The 18,033-nt window shown below is 71.0% G+C and carries 17 protein-coding genes and 1 pseudogene; 12 read left to right on the forward strand and 6 right to left on the reverse strand.

Going from position 1 to position 18,033, the window contains the following annotated elements:
• From groL to KIK05_RS19080, 4 genes are all read left to right on the forward strand, one after another.
• On the forward strand, positions 1-1,290 hold a 1,290-nt coding region (gene groL / locus KIK05_RS19065; RefSeq protein WP_214412104.1), incomplete at its 5' end, for a chaperonin GroEL.
• A gap of 247 nt (positions 1,291-1,537) precedes the next feature.
• Entirely contained in the window at positions 1,538-2,029 is a 492-nt protein-coding gene (locus KIK05_RS19070; RefSeq protein WP_214412105.1) for an Lrp/AsnC family transcriptional regulator, read from the forward strand.
• A 109-nt stretch (positions 2,030-2,138) separates the two neighbouring features.
• Complete coding sequence (locus tag KIK05_RS19075; protein ID WP_214412106.1) at positions 2,139-3,053, forward strand: DMT family transporter; 915 nt, start codon at positions 2,139-2,141, stop codon at positions 3,051-3,053.
• A gap of 45 nt (positions 3,054-3,098) precedes the next feature.
• Positions 3,099-3,596 carry a tetratricopeptide repeat protein gene (locus KIK05_RS19080; RefSeq protein ID WP_214412107.1) on the forward strand — a complete coding sequence of 166 codons (498 nt, stop codon included), beginning with the start codon at positions 3,099-3,101 and terminating at the stop codon, positions 3,594-3,596.
• 28 nt (positions 3,597-3,624) lie between these two features.
• On the opposite strand, the gene KIK05_RS19085 is transcribed toward KIK05_RS19080, so the two are convergent.
• Complete coding sequence (locus KIK05_RS19085; RefSeq protein ID WP_214412108.1) at positions 3,625-4,101, reverse strand: anthrone oxygenase family protein; 477 nt, start codon at positions 4,099-4,101, stop codon at positions 3,625-3,627.
• A gap of 111 nt (positions 4,102-4,212) precedes the next feature.
• Here KIK05_RS19085 and KIK05_RS19090 point away from each other — a divergent pair, with 111 nt between their 5' ends.
• Positions 4,213-5,214, forward strand: coding sequence for an AraC family transcriptional regulator (locus KIK05_RS19090; RefSeq protein WP_214412109.1), 1,002 nt, complete (start codon positions 4,213-4,215; stop codon positions 5,212-5,214).
• Between the two features lie 80 nt (positions 5,215-5,294).
• Here KIK05_RS19090 and KIK05_RS19095 read toward each other — a convergent pair whose 3' ends face one another.
• Both KIK05_RS19095 and KIK05_RS19100 read right to left on the reverse strand, forming a co-directional pair.
• Entirely contained in the window at positions 5,295-5,861 is a 567-nt protein-coding gene (locus tag KIK05_RS19095; protein WP_250563055.1) for an anthrone oxygenase family protein, read from the reverse strand.
• A 103-nt stretch (positions 5,862-5,964) separates the two neighbouring features.
• Positions 5,965-6,798, reverse strand: a complete 834-nt coding sequence (locus tag KIK05_RS19100; protein WP_214412110.1) for an NmrA family NAD(P)-binding protein — start codon at positions 6,796-6,798, stop codon at positions 5,965-5,967.
• 117 nt (positions 6,799-6,915) lie between these two features.
• Between KIK05_RS19100 and KIK05_RS19105 the strand changes: the two genes are divergently transcribed.
• The gene (locus KIK05_RS19105; protein ID WP_214412111.1) at positions 6,916-7,866 is read left to right on the forward strand and encodes an Lrp/AsnC family transcriptional regulator; all 951 of its coding nucleotides are present in this window, start codon (positions 6,916-6,918) and stop codon (positions 7,864-7,866) included.
• Between the two features lie 99 nt (positions 7,867-7,965).
• Here the strand turns inward: KIK05_RS19105 and KIK05_RS19110 are convergent, their stop codons facing one another.
• Together KIK05_RS19110 and KIK05_RS19115 are read right to left on the reverse strand one after the other, a co-directional pair.
• The gene (locus KIK05_RS19110; RefSeq protein ID WP_214412112.1) at positions 7,966-8,544 is read right to left on the reverse strand and encodes a hypothetical protein; all 579 of its coding nucleotides are present in this window, start codon (positions 8,542-8,544) and stop codon (positions 7,966-7,968) included.
• On the reverse strand, positions 8,541-10,280 hold the full coding sequence (locus KIK05_RS19115; protein WP_214412113.1) for a PHP domain-containing protein: 1,740 nt from the start codon (positions 10,278-10,280) through the stop codon (positions 8,541-8,543). The genes KIK05_RS19110 and KIK05_RS19115 overlap by 4 nt, the downstream gene beginning before the upstream one ends.
• 207 nt (positions 10,281-10,487) lie before the next feature.
• Between KIK05_RS19115 and KIK05_RS19120 the strand changes: the two genes are divergently transcribed.
• The 4 genes from KIK05_RS19120 (at position 10,488) to KIK05_RS19135 (ending at position 15,035) form a co-directional block, all read left to right on the forward strand.
• Positions 10,488-11,018, forward strand: a complete 531-nt coding sequence (locus KIK05_RS19120) for an RNA polymerase sigma factor (protein ID WP_308249998.1) — start codon at positions 10,488-10,490, stop codon at positions 11,016-11,018.
• Positions 11,015-12,169, forward strand: a complete 1,155-nt coding sequence (locus KIK05_RS19125; protein ID WP_214412114.1) for a CU044_5270 family protein — start codon at positions 11,015-11,017, stop codon at positions 12,167-12,169. Before KIK05_RS19120 ends, KIK05_RS19125 begins: the two co-directional genes overlap by 4 nt.
• Before the next feature lie 79 nt (positions 12,170-12,248).
• Positions 12,249-12,743, forward strand: coding sequence for a G/U mismatch-specific DNA glycosylase (gene mug / locus KIK05_RS19130; protein WP_214412115.1), 495 nt, complete (start codon positions 12,249-12,251; stop codon positions 12,741-12,743).
• 267 nt (positions 12,744-13,010) lie between these two features.
• Positions 13,011-15,035 carry a glycoside hydrolase family 6 protein gene (locus tag KIK05_RS19135; RefSeq protein WP_214412116.1) on the forward strand — a complete coding sequence of 675 codons (2,025 nt, stop codon included), beginning with the start codon at positions 13,011-13,013 and terminating at the stop codon, positions 15,033-15,035.
• Positions 15,036-15,233: 198 nt separating this feature from the next.
• On the opposite strand, the pseudogene KIK05_RS19140 reads toward KIK05_RS19135, so the two are convergent.
• Positions 15,234-15,743, reverse strand: a pseudogene (locus KIK05_RS19140) (formaldehyde dehydrogenase, glutathione-independent); the annotation flags it as partial.
• Between the two features lie 177 nt (positions 15,744-15,920).
• On the opposite strand from KIK05_RS19140, the gene KIK05_RS19145 reads away from it, so the two are divergent.
• Both KIK05_RS19145 and KIK05_RS19150 read left to right on the forward strand, forming a co-directional pair.
• Positions 15,921-17,363 (forward strand): MFS transporter, encoded by a 1,443-nt coding sequence (locus tag KIK05_RS19145; protein WP_214412117.1) that lies wholly within the window; start codon positions 15,921-15,923, stop codon positions 17,361-17,363.
• A gap of 241 nt (positions 17,364-17,604) precedes the next feature.
• A complete protein-coding gene (locus KIK05_RS19150; RefSeq protein ID WP_214412118.1) occupies positions 17,605-18,021 on the forward strand; it encodes a MarR family winged helix-turn-helix transcriptional regulator in 417 nt (138 codons plus the stop codon).
• The last annotated feature ends 12 nt before the right edge of the window (positions 18,022-18,033 follow it).

The raw sequence follows: 18,033 nt of genomic DNA on the forward strand, positions 1-18,033 counted from the left end.
CCGATGTCGCTGAAGCGGGGCATCGAGGCGGCGGTGGAGCGCGTGAGCGAGGAGCTCTCCAAGATCGCCAAGGATGTGGAGACGAAGGAGCAGATCGCTTCGACCGCCTCCATTTCCGCTGGTGACACCCAGATCGGCGAGATGATCGCCGAGGCCATGGACAAGGTGGGCAAGGAAGGCGTCATCACGGTCGAGGAGAGCAACGCCTTCGGGCTGGAGCTCGAGCTCACCGAGGGCATGCGCTTCGACAAGGGCTACATCGCCCCGCAGTTCATGACCGACCCCGACCGGCTCGAAGCCGTGCTGGAGGACCCGTACATCCTGCTGACCGCGGCCAAGGTCTCGGCGGCCAAGGACCTGCTGCCGGTCCTGGAGGCGGTGATGCAGACGAGCCGGCCACTGCTGATCATCGCCGAGGACGTCGAGACCGAGGCTCTCGCCACCCTGCTGCTCAACAAGGTCCGGGGCATCTTCAAGTCCGTCGCGGTCAAGGCCCCCGGCTTCGGCGACCGGCGCAAGGCGATGCTGCAGGACATCGCCGCGCTGACCGGCGGCCAGGTCATCGCGGAGGAGCTCGGCCTCAGGCTGGAGAACGCCCGGCTCGACCTGCTCGGCCGCGCCCGGAAGGTCGTGGTCACCAAGGACGAGACCACCATCGTGGACGGCGCCGGTGACCCCGGGCAGATCGCGGGCCGGGTCAACCAGATCCGTGCCGAGATCGAGAACACCGACTCCGACTACGACCGCGAGAAGCTGCAGGAGCGCATGGCGAAGCTGGCCGGCGGCGTGGCCGTCATCAAGGCCGGCGCGGCCACCGAGGTCGAGCTCAAGGAGCGCAAGCACCGCATCGAGGACGCCGTCCGCAACGCCAAGGCGGCCGTCGAGGAGGGCATCGTCCCCGGCGGTGGCGTGGCCCTGATCCAGGCCGGCGCCAGGGCCTTCGGCACGCTGGAGCTGGCGGGCGACGAGGCCACCGGCGCGAACATCGTCAGGCGCGCGCTGGAGGAGCCGCTGAAGCAGATCGCCGTCAACGCCGGCCTCGAGGGCGGCGTCGTGGTCGAGCGGGTCCGCAACCTCGAGGTGGGTGTCGGCCTCAACGCCGCCACCGGCGAGTACGTCGACATGCTCGAGGCGGGCATCATCGACCCCGCCAAGGTGACGCGCTCTGCGCTGCAGAACGCCGCCTCCATCGCGGCCCTGTTCCTCACCACCGAGGCCGTCATCGCCGAGAAGCCCGAGAGGACCCCTGCCGCTCCCGCCATGCCCGGCGGCGGCGACATGGACTTCTGACCCTGCGCGCGGCCTGCCGGGGGCCGTCCCGGCGGGCACCGGGGTACGAGCCGCCCCCGTCCCAGGTGCCCTGACCCCGGGCGCGGGGCCGCTCGTCCGGCTGGCGCCGGTGACCGAGGCTCCGCCACCACGCACGCTCTCGCCCGGTTCCGGCCTCTGAGGTTCGGCGAATAAAATTCGGCGAACAGGTCGGATCGGCGACGGGACGCGTACGGTGTTCGTCTCGCCGGAGAGGAGGGGGCCTCGCGTGGACGCGATCGATCAGGCGATCCTGCGACGGTTGCAGCGGGACGGGCGGCAGACCAATCGAGAGCTGGCCGAGGCGGTGGGGATCGCGCCCTCGACCGCCCTCGAACGCACCCGGGCCCTGCGCACCCGCGGAGTGATCACCGGCTTCCACGCCGCGGTGGATCCGGAGACCCTGGGACGTGGCGTGCAGGCCCTGATCTCGATCCGGATCCGGCCGCAGTCGCGGGAGGCCATCGAGTCGACGCGCGACAGCATGGCGGCGCTCCCCGAGACGCTCGGCGTGTTCGTCGTGACGGGCAACGAGGACATCCTGGTCCACGTCGCCGTCCCCAGCACCCAGTACCTTCGTGACTTCGTCCTCGACCGCCTGGCCCGACGCAAGGAGTTCGTGGACGTGCGCACCACCGTGGTGTTCGACTACGTGCAGCCGGTGGAACAGGGCGAACTTCCTACGGCCGAACGCCGCGACCGCCGAACGCCGTACGTCTGACCCGCTCTGGCGCGCGCTGCTGTCGAACGGTCAGCGGTTCGACAGCCGGGAGGCGAACCATCTTCGGTCAAGCGACGGAAACATCGCACGACCGCCTAGCTTTCCGGCCATGAGCCAACCGAAGAACCTCTCCGGCAACCTGAGCGTGCTCGGAGCCGGCGTGCTGTGGGGGACGGTCGGTCCCGCCCAGGTCCTGACCCACTCGTCCGCGGCGCCCGTGACGATCGGCGCGGCGCGGATCCTGTTCGGCGGCGCGCTCCTGGCGGCGTTCGTCCTGCTCGCCGACCGGGCCGCTTTCAGGTCCCTGACCCGCCGCGCCTGGCCGCCGCTGCTGGCCGCGGCCGCTGCCACCGGGATCTTCCAGGCGGCGTTCATGACGTCGGTCTCCCGCACCGGGGCCGCGGTGGCGACCGCCCTGACGTTCGGCATCGCACCGGTCTCCACCGGCCTGTGCCAGCGCGTGGTCCTGAAGGTCCCGCTCACCCGTATGTGGGCCGCCGGCACCGCCGCCGCGGTGACCGGGGTCGCGCTCATGAGCGTGCCGGGCGGCTCCGCGCACGCCGACCCGCTCGGGCTGGCCCTGGGCATCGTCGCGGGCGGATGCTTCGGCGTCTACACCGTCTCGGCCAAGCGGCTCGTCGACGACCGTGTGCCGATGCCCGCGGCGGTGTCGCTGACGTTGCTGGTGGGCTCGCTGATCCTGCTTCCCTGGTTCCTCGCCGGGGCGGCCGGCCTCGCCGAGCCGCGTACGGCCGGCCTGGTCGCCTGGCTCGCCGGGGCCACGACCGCGCTGGCGTACATGCTCTTCGTGACCGGCCTGCGCCGTACGACCGCCGCCACCGCCGCGACGCTCAGCCTCGCCGAGCCGCTCGTGGCGTGCCTGCTGGGTGTCCTGATCCTCGGTGAGCGGATGTCCCCGCCGGTCACCGCGGGCGCGCTGGTCCTGCTCGGCGGGCTCGTCCTCGTCTCCGTCCCCTTCGAGCGCGTGCGCCCCCGGCGGGCCCGCCTGCTGCGCCAGTCGTGACCGGCCGCGTTGCGAGGGGCTTTCCGGCCAGACCAGAATGGCGAAATGGTCGACGACGAGCGTGATGTGGCCCTGGCGCGGGCCGTGCGGCTGCGTGAGGACGGCAGGCGGGAGGAGGCGCGGGAGCGGCTGCTCGACCTGGCGGAGCGGTACCCCGGCGACGCCGAGGTGGCCTACCAGACCGCATGGGTGCACGACACACTGGGCCTGGAGGCCGAGGCGGTGCCGTTCTACGAACGGGCGCTTGCCGGACGCGGGCTGTCGGACGAGGACCGGCTCGGCGCGTTCCACGGCCTGGGGAGCACCTACCGGGTGCTGGGCAGATACCAGGACGCGCTGAAGACCTTCGAGCAGGGGTTGCGGGAGTTTCCCGGCGACCGGGGCCTTCGGGCGTTCCAGGCGATGGCGCTCTACAACGTGGGAGACGCCCGCGAGGCGGTGGCCGGGCTGCTGAAGCTGCTGGTGGAGGGCGAGGTCGTGCCCCAGTACAGCCGGGCGATCTCCTACTACGCCGACAATCTGGACGAGACCGTCCAGCGGTAGGCGCCGCCGGCGGCGGTTCGCCCCTGCCTCAGGCGGAGAGCAGGCCCCAGGACAGGCAGGCGAAGGAGGCCAGGGTGACGAGGCCGCGGATGGTGTTCCAGCGGACCCAGCGGGGTTCGAAGCCGCGGCGGACGGCGGCCGGGTCGGCGATGCCGTCCGGGCTGCCGGCGGCGTCCAGCCGGTTGTTGAGCGGGATGTTGACGCCGAAGGTGATGACCAGCTGCAGCACGTAGAGCGCGAACCCGGCGGCGACCTCCAGCGCGATGCCGTTCCCGCTGCGCAGTTCCGCCACCATCGCGATGACGGCGAAGACGGGGGCGCCGAGGAAGGCGAGCGCGAACCAGCCGTTCTGGATGGAGGTGTTGATCCGCTGCATCACCTCGATGAAGGTGCGATCGCCCGCCTGGCGCAGCGCGAGCATGACGCAGATCGTGAAGCCGTAGAACAGCCCGGCGATCAGCCCCGTGGTGATCGTGGCGAGCACCAGGGTGATGGTGTGCAGCATTTCCAATTCCTTCCGCGCAAGATCGCCTATAGCCACACAATAGGGGCGGTCCTCTAAGACTTTCCATAGTCGAGAAGCTGCGATCCATACGCGGACGTCTAAACTCGGGTCATGAGAACCCTCACCGACGACACGCTGACAGGCATGCTGGAGAGGCCGCGGGCACGTGGCGCGTTCCTGCTCCGCACCGTCCTCAACCCGCCGTGGTCGCTCCGCATCGAGGACCGCGCGCCGCTCTCCCTCGCCACCATGATCTGCGGTGACGCCTGGGTGGTGCCCGACGACGGCGACCCCATCCCGATGCGCCCAGGAGACGTCGCGATCCTGCGCGGCCCCGATCCGTACACCATCGCCGACTCGCCCGACACCCCGCCGCGGATCGTGATCCACCCCGGCCAGCACTGCACCACCCTGGAGGGCGAGCCCCTCGAGGAGGCGATGCACCTCGGCGTCCGCACCTGGGGGGACAGGCCGGACGGCTCGGCCGTCATGCTGAGCGGCACCTACCAGATGCACAGCGAGATCGGCAGGCGGCTGCTCGGCGCGCTGCCCCCGGTGCTGGTCAGGCCGACCGGCGACGGCGACAGCTCGCTCATCGCGCTGCTCGCCGAGGAGACCGGCAAGGCCGAGCCGGGGCAGGAGCTCGTGCTCGACCGCATCCTCGACCTGCTCCTGGTCAGGGTGCTGCGATCCTGGTTCGCCAGTCCCGGCACGGGCGCGCCGGCGTGGTACCGCGCCCAGCACGACCCCGTCGTCGGCTCCGCCCTGCGCATGCTGCACGGCGACCCCGCCCGGCCCTGGACGGTGGCGGAACTGGCCGCCAGGACCGGGGTCTCCCGGGCCGGGCTCGCGCGCCGCTTCACCGAGCTGGTCGGGGAGCCGCCGATGAGCTACCTCACGGGCTGGCGCCTCGCCCTGGCCGCCGACCTGCTGTGCGAGCCCGACACGACGATCGGCACGGTCGCCCGGAAGGTCGGGTACAGCAGCTCGTTCGCCCTGAGCGCCGCCTTCAAGCGGGTGCGCGGGATCAGCCCCCAGGAGTACCGCCGCAACGCCGCCACCTCCGCGCGCAAGCTGGGCGGCGTGCCCGGCATGGCGATGGCCTTCGCCTGAGCCGCGGCCGGGGGCGCGCGTGAAGGGAGCGCGCATGGGTGACCATGGCGCTCCCTCCGCCTCGCCCGCGGGCCCTCCGATCACGCGACCTCGCCCTTGCCCTGGAGCGACAGCGAGCGGCCGAGGCAGGCCAGCGCCAGCGTGCAGGCCAGGGCGCGCACGCCGTTGGTGGTCACCCACACTCCTTCGAAGGCGTCGCGCACCGCGGCCAGGTCGTGGATGTGGTCGACCTTCCCGGCGGCGGCCAGCTTGTTGTTCAGCGGCACGTTGACGCCCATCGTGATGGCGAGGGCCACGATGTAGAGCGCGAGGGCGGCCACCGTCCACCACATGGCGTCGCGCAGGCCCATGCGGTACTGCACGAAGGCCGCCGCGCCGGTGAACACCAACGCGCCGAAGAACGTCCCGAAGAAGACCGGGTTCTCGATCACCTGGTTGATCCGCTGCATGGCGAACACGAACGTGCGGTCGTCCGTACGGGCCAGACCCGGCATGACGGACACGGAGAACGCGTAGAACAGCCCGGCCATCAGGCCCATCGTCACCATGGCGAGCCACAGCACGGGGGTGGCCCACCAGGGGGCCCGGGGACGGAGGGAGCCGGTCAGGACGGGACGCCGGCCGGAGTGCTCGCGGGCGTAAGACATGATCTTTCCTTTTTCTGTCGAGATTTTCGGTAACGCGGCGGGGGGAGGCGCCGGGTCCCGGTACGAGCCCGTGACGACGCGAGCGCCTCCCCGTGGTGGGCCGTCAGCCTGTCCACACGCCGCTCGCCGCCGTCTCCCGGGCGTAGTCGGCGAAGTCGCGAGGTTCCCGGCCCAGGGCTCGCCGCACGCCGTCGCTCAGATAGGCGTTCCGGCCGTCGAGCACCTCGGCGACGAGCTCGGCGAACTCCACCGGGCCGCCGTTCTCGGCCAGCGCGGCGGCGTACTGCTCGGCGCTGATCGGCACGTACCGGACGTCGCGGCCGAGGGCCTTGCCGATCTCCATGGCGGCGTCGCCGAAGGTCAGCAGGCGAGGGCCGGACACCTCGTACACCTGGCCGGCGTGCCTGCCGTCCGTGAGCGCCGCGACGGCGACGTCGGCGAGGTCGTCCGCGTCGATGAACGGCTCGGGCGTGTCACCGGCCGGGAAGGCGATCTCGCCCTGGATCACCGCCGGGAGCAGCATGCCCTCGTCGAAGTTCTGGTTGAACCAGCTGGCCCGCACGATCGTCCACTCGGCGCCGGCGTTCCGTACGACCTCCTCCGCGAGGAGGGCCGCCTCCTCGCCTCTGCCGGACAACAGGACCAGCCGCCGTACCCCTTCACGCACGGCCAGGGCCGAGAACGCCTCGACCTTCTCGGTCGCGCCGGGGAATGCCAGGTCCGGGACATAGGTGACGTAAACCGCCTGCACCTCCTGGAGCGCCGGCTGCCAGGTCGTCTCGTCCTGCCAGTCGAAGGGCGGGGTGCCACCGCGGGAACCCACACGCACCGGCAGTCCTCGCGCCGCCAGCCGCTCCACAACCCGGCGCCCGGTCTTACCGGTGCCGCCCAGGACCAACGTCGTCCCGCCTTCAAGCCCCTGCGTGTCATTTCTCATGGCAGCTAGTGAAACGTGAACGGCTGAGAGGATCCATAGTCAGAAAACTCAGCTTCATACGCCATCGTCTAAGCGACCGCAGCGGAGGCGTGGTCGTACGCGCTCTATCGTGTCGGGATGGATTCTGTCGATCGTGGACTGGTCCACGCCCTGCACATCGACGGCCGGGCGCCGTTCCGCGACATCGCCGAGGTGCTCGGGGTGTCGGAGAACACCGTGGCGCGCCGTTACCGCAAGCTGCGCACGGAGGGCCTGCTACGGGTGGTCGGCACGGTCTTCGGCGCCCGGCTGGGGTATGTGCCCTGGACGGTGCGGCTGCGCTGCACCCCCGACGCCGCGGCGGCCGTGGCCAGGGCGCTGGCCGACCGCGAGGACACCTCCTTCGTCTACCTGCTGTCCGGCGGCACGGAGGTGTCGTGCAACGTGCAGGCCCGCAGCGCGCAGGAGCAGGACGTGCTGCTGCTGCACAAGCTGCCCCGTACCAGCCGGGTGGTGTCGGTCTCGGCCCACCTGCTGCTGCGCGGGTTCGCGCTGCCGATGGGGTGGAAGGGCCTGCACTGGCTGACCCCGGAGCAGGCGGCCCGGCTGGCGCCCGAGCCGGTGGAGCAGTCCACCGACCCGGTCGAGCTGGACGAGGGCGACAAGGCGCTCCTGCACGAGCTCAACCGGGACGGCCGCGCCTCCTACGCCGAACTGTCGGCGGTGACCGGCTGGTCGGACTCCACGGTGCGACGGCGCCTGGCCGCGCTGCGCCGTACCGGCGTCCTGCGCTTCCAGCTCGACCTGCCCCCGGCCGTCATCGGCTTCCCCACTGAGGCCCGGCTGTGGATCAACGCCCAGCCCTCCCGGGTCGTCCAGGTCGCCGAGGCCCTGGCCCGGCAGCCAGAGGTCGCCTTCGCCGCCCTCACCACCGGCCCGACGAACCTCGTGGCCGCCGTCAACTGCCGCGACACGGGCGACCTGGGCCACTTCCTGACCGAGCGGATCGCCGCGCTGGAGGGGATCACCTCCATGGAGACGGCCCCGATCATCCGCACCGTCAAGCGCGCGGGGGCGCTCCTGCTGTGACCGGAGCGTCACCCCCCGCGCGTTTCGAACCGGCCGAGTTCGCCGGCGGCCATTTCCCGCCGACCGGGAGCGGCAGTGGAACCCGAGGTGAACGCCGGGTCAGGCGTGATCCTCGCAGCAAGGGGTGGGGTTGGGGACCTCGGCGGGCATGAGACGGCCGCCGGAGGCCGGCATGGTGAGCAGGACCACGCGCCCGCCGCGCCACTGCGGGCGTACGTGCTCGTTGGTCGTGATCGGTGTGCCCGGGGAGGGGTCCTCGGCCTGGGCGAGGACGGCGACCCGGTCGACGGAGCCGAGGGCCAGGAGTTCGGCGACGGTGAGCGTCCCCGTCATCTCGCTCACGCCGGGGTACACCACCAGCCGGCCGCCCGCCCCGGCCGCGTGCTCGGCCGCCGCGAGCGCCGCCCCCTCCGCCAGTTCGCCCGGCCCGCCGCGGCCGTCGCCGAGGGCGACGCCCGCCTCCGTGACCCCCGCCTCGCCGAGCGCCGCGACCACGTCCGAGACCGTCGTCTCCTCGACGGTCAGGGAGCAGGCGACGTGCGGAGCCGAGGTCGCCGTACGGACGAAATGTGTGCAGCCGACGGCCGACGGCGGCAGGCCGAGCGCCTTCACCGCGTGGTGGAGAAGGTGCTCGGCCTCCGTGACCGTCCGCGAGCCCGCGTCGAGTCCGAGGATCATCCGCGCGGCACGATCCAGATCGGGTTGCTGTAGAACCACAGGTCCTTCCAGGGGTCGGCGTCGCCGAAGACGTCGATCCGGGGACCCGCGGGGTCGATCGCCGCGCCGAGCAGGCCGGGGGCGCTGCGGTTGCCGTCGGTGCCGCGCAGCCGCACGTACACCGGACGGTCGACGGCGCCGGCGTCGTAGGTGAAGGTGACGGTGCCGGTGTTCTTGCCCACCTCGAAGGACTTGACGACCTTCGTGGCCGGGGTCGTGAAGACGTCCTTGTCGGCGACGGGACCGGTCACGTCGCCCTGGATGACGTCCACGCGGGCCAGGGTGGGGATGAACTGCGCCCAGTTCGGCTGGTTCGCCAGGGTGATCTCGATGACCACCTCGACCCTCGCGCCCTTGCGGACGTGCAGGGTGTCGCCGAGGGTGACGCCGCGCTGGCCCGTGCCGGACTGGCGGGCGCGCACGACGAGGCCGCTGATCAGGCCGCCGTGGTCCACCCAGACGCGGCCGTTGCGGATGCCGTCCATGACGGAGGTGTAGGAGAAGTTCCGGGCGCCGACGTGGGTGCGGCTGTAGTAGCCGGGCCAGAAGTCGCCGTTGCTCAGGTTGGGGACGCCCTTGTAGATCGGGTCGTTGTACTTGCCGTTGGCGTTGAAGTCGCTTCCCGGCCCGCGGTCGCTGGTGTCGCCGTAGATGGTGTGGGAGTCGGAGTTGGCGGTGATCCACCAGCTCTTGCCCTCCGCCAGGAGGCTGTCCCACAGGCCGCCGACGGTGGCCGTCATCCAGTCGAAGCCGCCGAAGGTCTTGTAGCTCTCCGCCGGGTAGCCGGGGAAGGAGTCGGCGCTCGGGCTGTTGTCGTAGTAGCCCCGGCCCGAGCCCGGTCCGTTCGGCTTGGGGATGCCCGCCGCCTGGTGGCCGGGCGCACCCTCCATGCCGACCGCGATGCCCGGCTGGGCGTCCCGCCAGCCGCGGATCTCGTGGGGGGAGTCGATTCCCTTACGGGCGGGGTGGTTGGCGAGGAACAGCGCGTCCTCGACGCGACGCCTCTTCACCGCGTCCGCGAGGAAGTTGAGGCCGGCGATGGCGAGGGCCTCGTTCTGCGGGGTGCTGCTCGTCGCGTTCTTGACGGCGCCGTCGAAGGAGTTCTCGAACTCCTTGAGCGTGGCGACCTCGTTGCGGCCCGGCGCCACGAACACCGTGCCGTGCTCGGCGGCCGGGATGTTCCACTCCAGGCCCTGGAAGACGAGGGTGTCCTTGACGATCTGCCGCGCGGCGACGATGTCGGGGTTGACCTTCTCCACGCCGATCTTGGCGTGCTGGACGCTGCCGTGGTCGGTGATGACCATCCAGTCGAGGCCGTAGGCGTTGGCGTGCCGGACGTGGTCGCTCACCTTGTACATGCCGTCGGAGCTGTACTGGGTGTGGATGTGGTGGTCACCGGCGAGCCACAGGTAGCCGTCGCGCGGCTCCGAGCCGTGCCTGGCCCGCTGCGCGGACGCGGCGGCCTCGCCCTGGGCGCCGAGCACGCCGGCGGCGGTCAGGCCCGCGCCGAGCAGGCCGGCCCGGCGGAACATCGAACGCCGCGACAGCTGCCCGGGGGACAGTTCGGCGTCGGGGATCGACATGTCGACGACGGGCGCCATGTCGCCCCGGTCGTGCGCGTGCTCGTGGTCGTGAATGTGGGGGTGTGAGTGGTCGTGAGGGTGACCGTGCCCGTGGCCCATTTCTTGCCTTTCCATCCCGCCGGGGGAGATCTTGCTCCGGCTACGTACGGAACCCTGGCAAGAGCGGCTGAACCGGACATGAACGGATCAAGGCCCACAGAGGGCGAAAGATCGGCGATGCCGGTACGGGGATCGGAGGGAGCAGCACCCGGCCGGAGGTGAGTAAGACCGTCCCGCGTCCGGTCACTACCTGGTGAAGGAATCTTTTGAAGGAGAGCCGGGGTGCTGAACGATGAGGAGTTCGCCGAGATGTTCGACACGTACCGCCCTCGCGTGTACGCGTACGCGGTGAGCAGATGCGGCCGCCACCTTGCCGAGGAGGTCGTCAGCGAGACGTTCATGGTCGCGTGGCGGCGGCGGGGCGACCTGCCGGCCAGGGCCGCGCTGCCCTGGCTGCTGGGCGTGGCGCACAACGTGACACGCGAGCTCTATCGGGGCGAGCTGCGTCGGGCCGCGCTCGACGAGGCGCTGCGGATCTGGGCCGACGAAGCCGGCCCGGACGTGGCCGACGAGGTGACCGAGCGGGCCGCCGTGCTGCGGGCGCTGGCCACGCTGAGCGACCCGGACAAGGAGGTGCTGACGCTGGTGGCGTGGCACGGGCTGACCTCGGCACAGGCCGCCAAGGTGGTGGGCGTCACGCGCTCCACCTTCTTCGTCCGGCTGCACCGGGCCCGACGGCGGCTGGAGGCCGCCATGAACGACCTGATGACGGCTGCCCCGCGGCAGGCGCTCGTTCCCGAGGAGGAGCGGTGAAGCGGAAGAACGTGTTGGAAGTCCTGGCCGCGGCCCGTCCCGCCGATCTCGACCCGCCGGGGATGTCCTCGATCCGGGAGTTCCCGCACCAGGTCAGGCGGCGGCGCCGCGGCTGGATCGGTGCGGTCGCGGCGTCGGTGGCGACGGTGTCGGTCATCGGCCTGGCGACGGTGCCCCGTCTGGTGGGAGGCGACGTCTCCACGGGCCGGTTGCTCGGCGGCCCCGCCGCCCACGCGCTGGACGCGGCGGCCGACCGGGCGGCCGCGCAGCCGGCCCGCTCCGGCCGCTACTGGCACACCAGGGGATACATCCTGGACGAGGAGATCATCGGTCCTCCCGGTGGCCGCTACCGCGTCAAGACCCGCGTCGAGGCGAGCCGATGGGCGCCGCGAGATCCGGCGACGGCGCTGGTGCTCGCCGAAAGCGGCCTGCCGACGACACCCGCGTCGGCCGCGGACACCCGGGCATGGCGTCGGGCGGGCAGCCCCAAGCTCTGTGGCGACGACACCGACTGCGGGAACGACACGGCCCCGCTCGGGCGTACCCGGTACATGTTCATGCAGAGCAACTGGCCCTATCGGGAGGAAGGACTCCCCCTTCCGGTGAACGAACTGCTCGCCCTGCCGCAGGACCCGGTCGCGCTGAAGGAACGCCTGCTGTCGTTCTGGCCGGCCTACCACGCGAGCATGGCCGACTGGCCGTCACCGTTCCCCGGCTACTCGCTGCGGCCGCGGAAGGACGACTGGCTCCGGGACCTCTCGCTGGATCTGCTGCAGTACGGGCCCATCTCACCGGGCACCCGCGCCGCCCTCTATCGGCTGGTGGCCGGTTCGCCCGGCACCCGCTTCCTGGGGCAGGTCCGTGACGTGACGGGCCGCCAGGGCGTCGCCGTCGGGTGGACGACGAACGAGGCGGACGGGCAGAGCGAGCGGCAACTCGTCGTGGACGAGTCCGACGGGAGCCTGCTCGCGGTCCAGAACGTCGTTGTGAAGCCGTTGTCGAAGGACCCACAGGGCCAGCCCGGACTGGCGGGCCTGCCCGCGGGAACCGTCTACCATGCGCTCGTCTACGAGCGGTCGGGCTGGACGGAGAGTCCTCCGAAGCTCCCCGCGCGCTGTGACGCGAAGGCCGGCAAGGAATGCGTCGTCTGACCATGCCGGCCCCGGCGCCCGCCAAGGGGGCGAGATGGGCGCGTCCTTCGTGAGGCGCCCGATCGGCTAGCCTCCTGGTGTGGTGGCGGACGTGCTGGGGCCCTCGCTTGAGGTGCTGTTCTGCGGGATCAATCCGGGGCTGATGACGGAGGCCACCGGCCACCATTTCGCCCGGCCCGGCAACCGGTTCTGGCCGGCCCTTCACCTGTCCGGCTTCACCCCGCGCCGGTTCGCCCCCGCCGAGCAGCATCTGCTGCCGTCCCTGGGGCTGGGGATCACCAACGTCGTCGCCCGGCCCAGCGCGAAGGCGTCGGAGCTGACGCGTGAGGAGCTGGTCGAGGGAGGCGTGCGGCTGACCGCCCTGCTGGAGGAGGTCCGCCCCAAGGTGCTGGCGGTGCTCGGCGTCTCGGCCTTCCGCACGGCGTTCGCCGTACGGAAGGCGCAGGTCGGGCCGCAGGAGACCGAGATCGCCGGCACCCGCGTGTGGCTGCTGCCCAACCCGAGCGGGCTGAACGCGCACTGGACGCTCGCCGGGATCGCCGAAGAGATGGGACGGCTGCGCGACTCGCTGTGAGCACGCCGTGCCTGTGCGCGTGGTGATGAATGTTTCATCGGGGTGTCCGGTGGCCTGCCGGGTACGGCCGCGTGTTTGCCGAGGCCAGCGCCCTTTCCGGACGGTGGGGACTTTCGGGCCGGCCTCCGGGGGCGCCACCTGCTGTACATCCCAGCGAAACGAAACCACGATGGGAGCGCTCCCACCGCCGCTTGTCGAGCGGGGCGCTGCTTTGCCGTCTCAAGAAGGCGGCGGACTCATCGGTTTCGTAAGGGAGAGCAACTGACAATGGGACCCCACAAGAGTTCCTGGCGGAGAGCCCTGACGGGGGCGGCGGTCACGCTGCTGGCCTCCGTCGGGCTCGTCGCCGGCCCGAATTCGGCGAACGCCGCGGTCGCCTGCCAGGTCACCTATCAGAAGGCATGGGACGGCGGCGGCGGCTTCGGCGGCAACATCACCATCAAGAACCTCGGCGACGCCCTCAGCAACTGGACGCTGACCTTCGCCTTCCCTGGTAGCCAGAAGGTCACCAACGGCTGGAGTGCCGACTGGTCGCAGTCGGGCGCGAACGTGACGGCGAAGAGCCTTTCGTACAACGGAAGCCAGGCCAGTGGTGCCTCCTGGAGCATCGGCTTCAACGGCAGCTACAGCGGCTCGAACGCCGACCCGACGAGCTTCGCGATCAACGGCACCACCTGTAACGGGCAGGGACCGGGGAACGGCCAGCAGGCCCTGGTGGTCAGCCCCACTTCGGTGACCGTCCCCGAGGGCGGCACGGCGACCTACAACGTGCACCTGGCCGCCCAGCCGACCGCCGCCGTGACCGTCACCTCGGCCGCCGGCACCGGTGACTCCGACATCACCGTCAGCGGCGGCGGGAGCCTGACCTTCACCACGTCCAACTGGAACACCGACCAGAAGGTCACCCTGGCCGCCGCGCAGGACGCCGACACCACCAACGGGTCCCGCACGATCAACGTGACCTCCGCCGGGCTGACCGGCGTGGCCGTGACCGCGACCGAGTCCGACGACGACACCCCCGGCGGCGGTAACCCCGGCCCCCACGTGGACAACCCGTACGTCGGCGCCACCGGGTACGTGAACTCCGACTGGTCGTCCAAGGCCGCCGCCGAGCCGGGCGGCTCGGCCGTCGCGAACGTCTCCACCGGCATCTGGCTGGACCGTATCGCCGCCATCGCCGGCACCTCCAGCGCCAAGGGCCTGCGGGCGCACCTGGACGCGGCCCTGCAGCAGGACGCCGCCAACGGCAGCGCGCCGCTGACGATCCAGTTCGTGATCTACAACCTGCCGAACCGCGACTGCTCGGCCCTGGCCTCCAACGGTGAGCTCAAGGTCTCGGAGAACGGGCTCAACCGCTACAAGACCGAGTACATCGACCCGATCGCCGCGATCATGAGTGATTCCAAGTACTCGCAGCTCCGGATCGTGACGATCGTCGAGCTCGACTCGCTGCCGAACCTCGTCACCAACGCCAGCCTTCCGGCATGCGCGGAGGCCAAGCAGTCCAACGCCTACGTCGAGGGTGTGCAGTACGCCCTCAACAAGCTGCACGCGATCCCGAACGTCTACACCTACATCGACGCCGCCCACCACGGCTGGCTCGGCTGGGACTCCAACTTTGGACCGTCGGCGGACCTGTTCGCCAGCACCGTCCGCGGCACCACCGCCGGCTTCAACAGCGTCGACGGCTTCATCACCAACACCGCGAACTACTCCGCGCTGCGCGAGCCGTACTTCACGATCGGCACCACGGTCAACGGCCAGACGGTGCGCCAGTCGAAGTGGATCGACTGGAACCAGTACGTCGACGAGCTGACCTACGCCCAGGCGTTCCGCCAGAAGCTGGTCAGCGAGGGCTTCAACTCCAACATCGGCATGCTGATCGACACCTCCCGCAACGGCTGGGGCGGCTCGGCCCGTCCGACCAAGGCCAGCACCTCGACCGACGTGAACACCTTCGTCAACGAGTCGCGCGTCGACCGCCGCATCCACGCCGGCAACTGGTGCAACCAGAGCGGGGCGGGCCTCGGCGAGCGGCCGAAGGCGAGCCCCGAGACCGGGATCGACGCCTACGTCTGGATCAAGCCTCCGGGCGAGTCCGACGGGTCGAGCTCGGCCATCCCGAACGACGAGGGCAAGGGCTTCGACCGGATGTGCGACCCCACCTACACCGGTAACGACCGCAACGGCAACAACATGACCGGCGCGCTGCCCAACGCCCCGATCTCCGGCGCGTGGTTCTCCGCGCAGTTCCGTGAGCTGCTGAAGAACGCCTACCCGCCCTTGTCGTAACCCTCCCACCCACCGACTGCGGGCCCCGCCGCTGCTGAATCGACAGCCGGCGCCGGGGCCCGCGTCCATGGCCACGGTCGTGGCCCCGCCCCCGGACAGGGGTCCTCCGGCGCGGGGCCACGACCGAGCGCCGGAACCATCGGGTGGTGGCCGCCTGCGCGGTGCGCGAGGTGAGCGGAACCGTCGGGTGGCGCGTCCCTACGTGGTGCGCGAGGCGAGCAGACCGTGCGGGACCAAAACGAACTTGCGCGCCACGCCCTTGTTGAAGTCGCGGTACCCCTGCGGCGCGGCGTCCAACGGGATCGGCGTCGCGTTCACCGCCTTGGCGATCTGCACCCTGACGTACAGGATCGCCATCATCAACTGGCGGTTGTAGCGCATCACCGGGCACTGGCCGGTGAAGAACGCGTGCGACCTGGCCCAGCCGAGGCCGAACCTGATCGACAGTGACCCCTCTTCGGCGTTCGGGTCGGCCGCGCCCGGGTCACGGGTGACGTACAGGCCAGGGATGCCGATCGCGCCGCCCGCGCGGGTGAGGTCCATGAGGGTGTTCAGCACGGTCGCGGGCCGCTCGACGCCGGCCTCGGCCCCGTGACCGCGAGCCTCGAACCCGACCGCGTCGACGGAGCAGTCGATCTCGACCTTGCCGGGCCCTCCGTACGCCACCGCCTTGGTGCCAGGCATGATCATTCTCCCTCGCCGAAGCCGGGATGGACGGCGAGCGGCGGCTGGACGTAACGGTGCCCGGTGGCGCTTGTGCGGCCCGCGATGCCGTCCTCCAGGGATATAAGCCATATATCCCCAGCTAGCGGGCATAAAGCACCTTACGGGCATTATTCGTTGTACGGTAGTAACGATTGTACGCCTACAACGTTTTGGAGGGTCATGCCAGAGCTGAGCCGCCGGCGGCGGATCGCAGTGTTGTCGATCTGCTGCATGAGCCTGCTCATCGTCGGCCTCGACAACACCATCGTGAACGTCGCCCTGCCGTCCATCGCACGTGATCTTCACGCCCCCGTCTCCGGCATGCAGTGGACCGTCGACGCCTACACCCTCGTGCTCGCCAGCCTGCTGCTCCTGTCCGGCTCGACCGCCGACCGCATCGGGCGCCGCCGCACGTTCCAGACGGGGCTGGTCGTGTTCGCCGTCGGCTCGCTGCTGTGCGGCCTGGCCCCGAGCCTCGGCTGGCTGGTGGTCTTCCGGGTGATGCAGGCCATCGGTGGATCCATGCTCAACCCCGTCGCCATGTCGATCATCACCAACACCTTCACCGACCGGCGGGAACGTGCCCGCGCGATCGGCGTGTGGGGAGGCGTGGTCGGCATCAGCATGGCGCTCGGCCCGGTGGTCGGCGGAGCCCTCGTCGGGTCGGTCGACTGGCGGGCGATCTTCTGGATCAACGTGCCGGTCGCCGTGGCCGCGCTGGTGCTCACCGCGCTGTTCGTCCCGGAGTCGCGCGCACCCCACCCCCGCCGCATCGACCCCGTCGGACAGGTGCTGGTCATCGTGACGCTGGCCTCGCTGACCTACGCCATCATCGAGGTGCCCAGCAAGGGCTGGGGATCGCCGGTGATCATCGGGTTCGCGGTCGCCGCCGTGGCAGCGCTGGCCGCCCTGATCGTCTACGAACCCCGCCGCCGGGAGCCCCTCATCGACGTGCGGTTCTTCCGCAGCGCGCCCTTCTCCGGGGCCTCGCTCATCGCGATGAGCGCGTTCTCCGCCTTCGGCGGGTTCCTGTTCATCAACACCCTGTACCTCCAGGACGTACGGCACCTGTCCCCGTTCCACGCCGGCTTGTGCACGCTGCCCATCGCCGCCATGGCGGTGGTGTTCGCGCCGCTGTCCGGGCGGCTGGTCGGCGAGCGCGGCCCGCGTCCCTCGCTCCTCATCGCCGGAACGACCATCACCCTCAGCGGCCTGATGCTGACGAGGCTGACCGAGGGCACGCCTCTGTTGTGGCTGCTGGTGAGCTACGCCGTCTTCGGGCTCGGGTTCGCCATGGTCAACGCCCCGATCACCAACACCGCCGTCTCCGGCATGCCGATCGCTCAGGCCGGGGTGGCGGCGGCCGTCGCCTCCACCAGCCGGCAGATCGGCCAGTCGCTCGGCGTCGCCATCGCCGGCTCGGTGCTCGCCACAGGGCTCGCCGCCCATCCTGCCGGGGGGTTCGCGCAGGCCAGCCGTGCGGGGTGGTGGATCGTGGTCGGGTACGGGGCGGCCGTGCTCGTCCTCGGCATCCTCACCACCGGCGGCTGGGCGAAGGCCACCGCGGAACGAACCGCCGCCCGCCTGACGTCCGGCGAGACGAAAGTCCCCGTGGCATCTTGATCCCTTCCCTCCACCCCAGCCCTCCCGCAGCCGGGAACCGCGCCCCCGCCGGGCGCTGCCGGGGCGCGTGGCGGGAAGGCCGGTCGCCCGCTTCCGGCCGCCGTCCCTGTTCTGATGCTCGGTCGGCTTGCGGTGGCGCACGGCCTCGTGTCACCTTGATCCTCTCCCGTCGCCCGATTCTCCAGCCGCTGCGGAGGCCGGGCTTCGGGCGTTCCCGCCCACTCGCACCCGGAGGATCTTGATGAGCCAGGATCCCGAGATGGCCGCCCGCGTATGGCATGGCATGCGCACCCTCGTCCTCGACCGGCACGACCGGCGCAAGGAGGTCTGTGAGGCGCTCGACATGAGCTTCATCAGGGCCAAGGCGCTGCGCTACCTGGTGGACCGCCCGATGACCATGAGGCAGCTGGCGGGCACGCTGGCCACGGACCCGCCGTACACCACACTGGTCGTGGACGACCTCGTGCGGCGCGGGCTGGTGGTACGCGAGGTGCACCCCGAGGACCGCCGTCAGAAGATCGTCGCCATCACGCCGGAAGGCGCGCGGGCCGCGGGGCGCGCCGAGGCCATCCTCCGCGAACCACCCCCGCCCCTGCGCGACCTCGACCCCGCCGACCTGGCGACGCTGGACCGCATCATCGCCATGCTCATGACCTGACCGCTCGCCCCG

This window comes from Sphaerisporangium fuscum (assembly GCF_018531465.1).
Taxonomy (GTDB): Bacteria; Actinomycetota; Actinomycetes; order Streptosporangiales; family Streptosporangiaceae; genus Sphaerisporangium; species Sphaerisporangium fuscum.

Excerpts from the sequence above, each read along its gene's own strand:
- KIK05_RS19110 (WP_214412112.1), bottom strand. The coding sequence starts at position 8,544 with ATGATCCTCGGACTCGACGCGGGCTCGCGGACGGTCACGGAGGCCGAG.
- KIK05_RS19080 (WP_214412107.1), top strand. The coding sequence starts at position 3,099 with ATGGTCGACGACGAGCGTGATGTGGCCCTGGCGCGGGCCGTGCGGCTG.
- KIK05_RS19085 (WP_214412108.1), bottom strand. The coding sequence starts at position 4,101 with ATGCTGCACACCATCACCCTGGTGCTCGCCACGATCACCACGGGGCTG.
- KIK05_RS19100 (WP_214412110.1), bottom strand. The coding sequence starts at position 6,798 with ATGAGAAATGACACGCAGGGGCTTGAAGGCGGGACGACGTTGGTCCTG.
- KIK05_RS19095 (WP_250563055.1), bottom strand. The coding sequence starts at position 5,861 with ATGTCTTACGCCCGCGAGCACTCCGGCCGGCGTCCCGTCCTGACCGGC.
- KIK05_RS19145 (WP_214412117.1), top strand. The coding sequence starts at position 15,921 with ATGCCAGAGCTGAGCCGCCGGCGGCGGATCGCAGTGTTGTCGATCTGC.
- KIK05_RS19150 (WP_214412118.1), top strand. The coding sequence starts at position 17,605 with ATGAGCCAGGATCCCGAGATGGCCGCCCGCGTATGGCATGGCATGCGC.
- KIK05_RS19090 (WP_214412109.1), top strand. The coding sequence starts at position 4,213 with ATGAGAACCCTCACCGACGACACGCTGACAGGCATGCTGGAGAGGCCG.
- KIK05_RS19135 (WP_214412116.1), top strand. The coding sequence starts at position 13,011 with ATGGGACCCCACAAGAGTTCCTGGCGGAGAGCCCTGACGGGGGCGGCG.
- KIK05_RS19115 (WP_214412113.1), bottom strand. The coding sequence starts at position 10,280 with ATGGAAAGGCAAGAAATGGGCCACGGGCACGGTCACCCTCACGACCAC.
- KIK05_RS19105 (WP_214412111.1), top strand. The coding sequence starts at position 6,916 with ATGGATTCTGTCGATCGTGGACTGGTCCACGCCCTGCACATCGACGGC.
- KIK05_RS19075 (WP_214412106.1), top strand. The coding sequence starts at position 2,139 with ATGAGCCAACCGAAGAACCTCTCCGGCAACCTGAGCGTGCTCGGAGCC.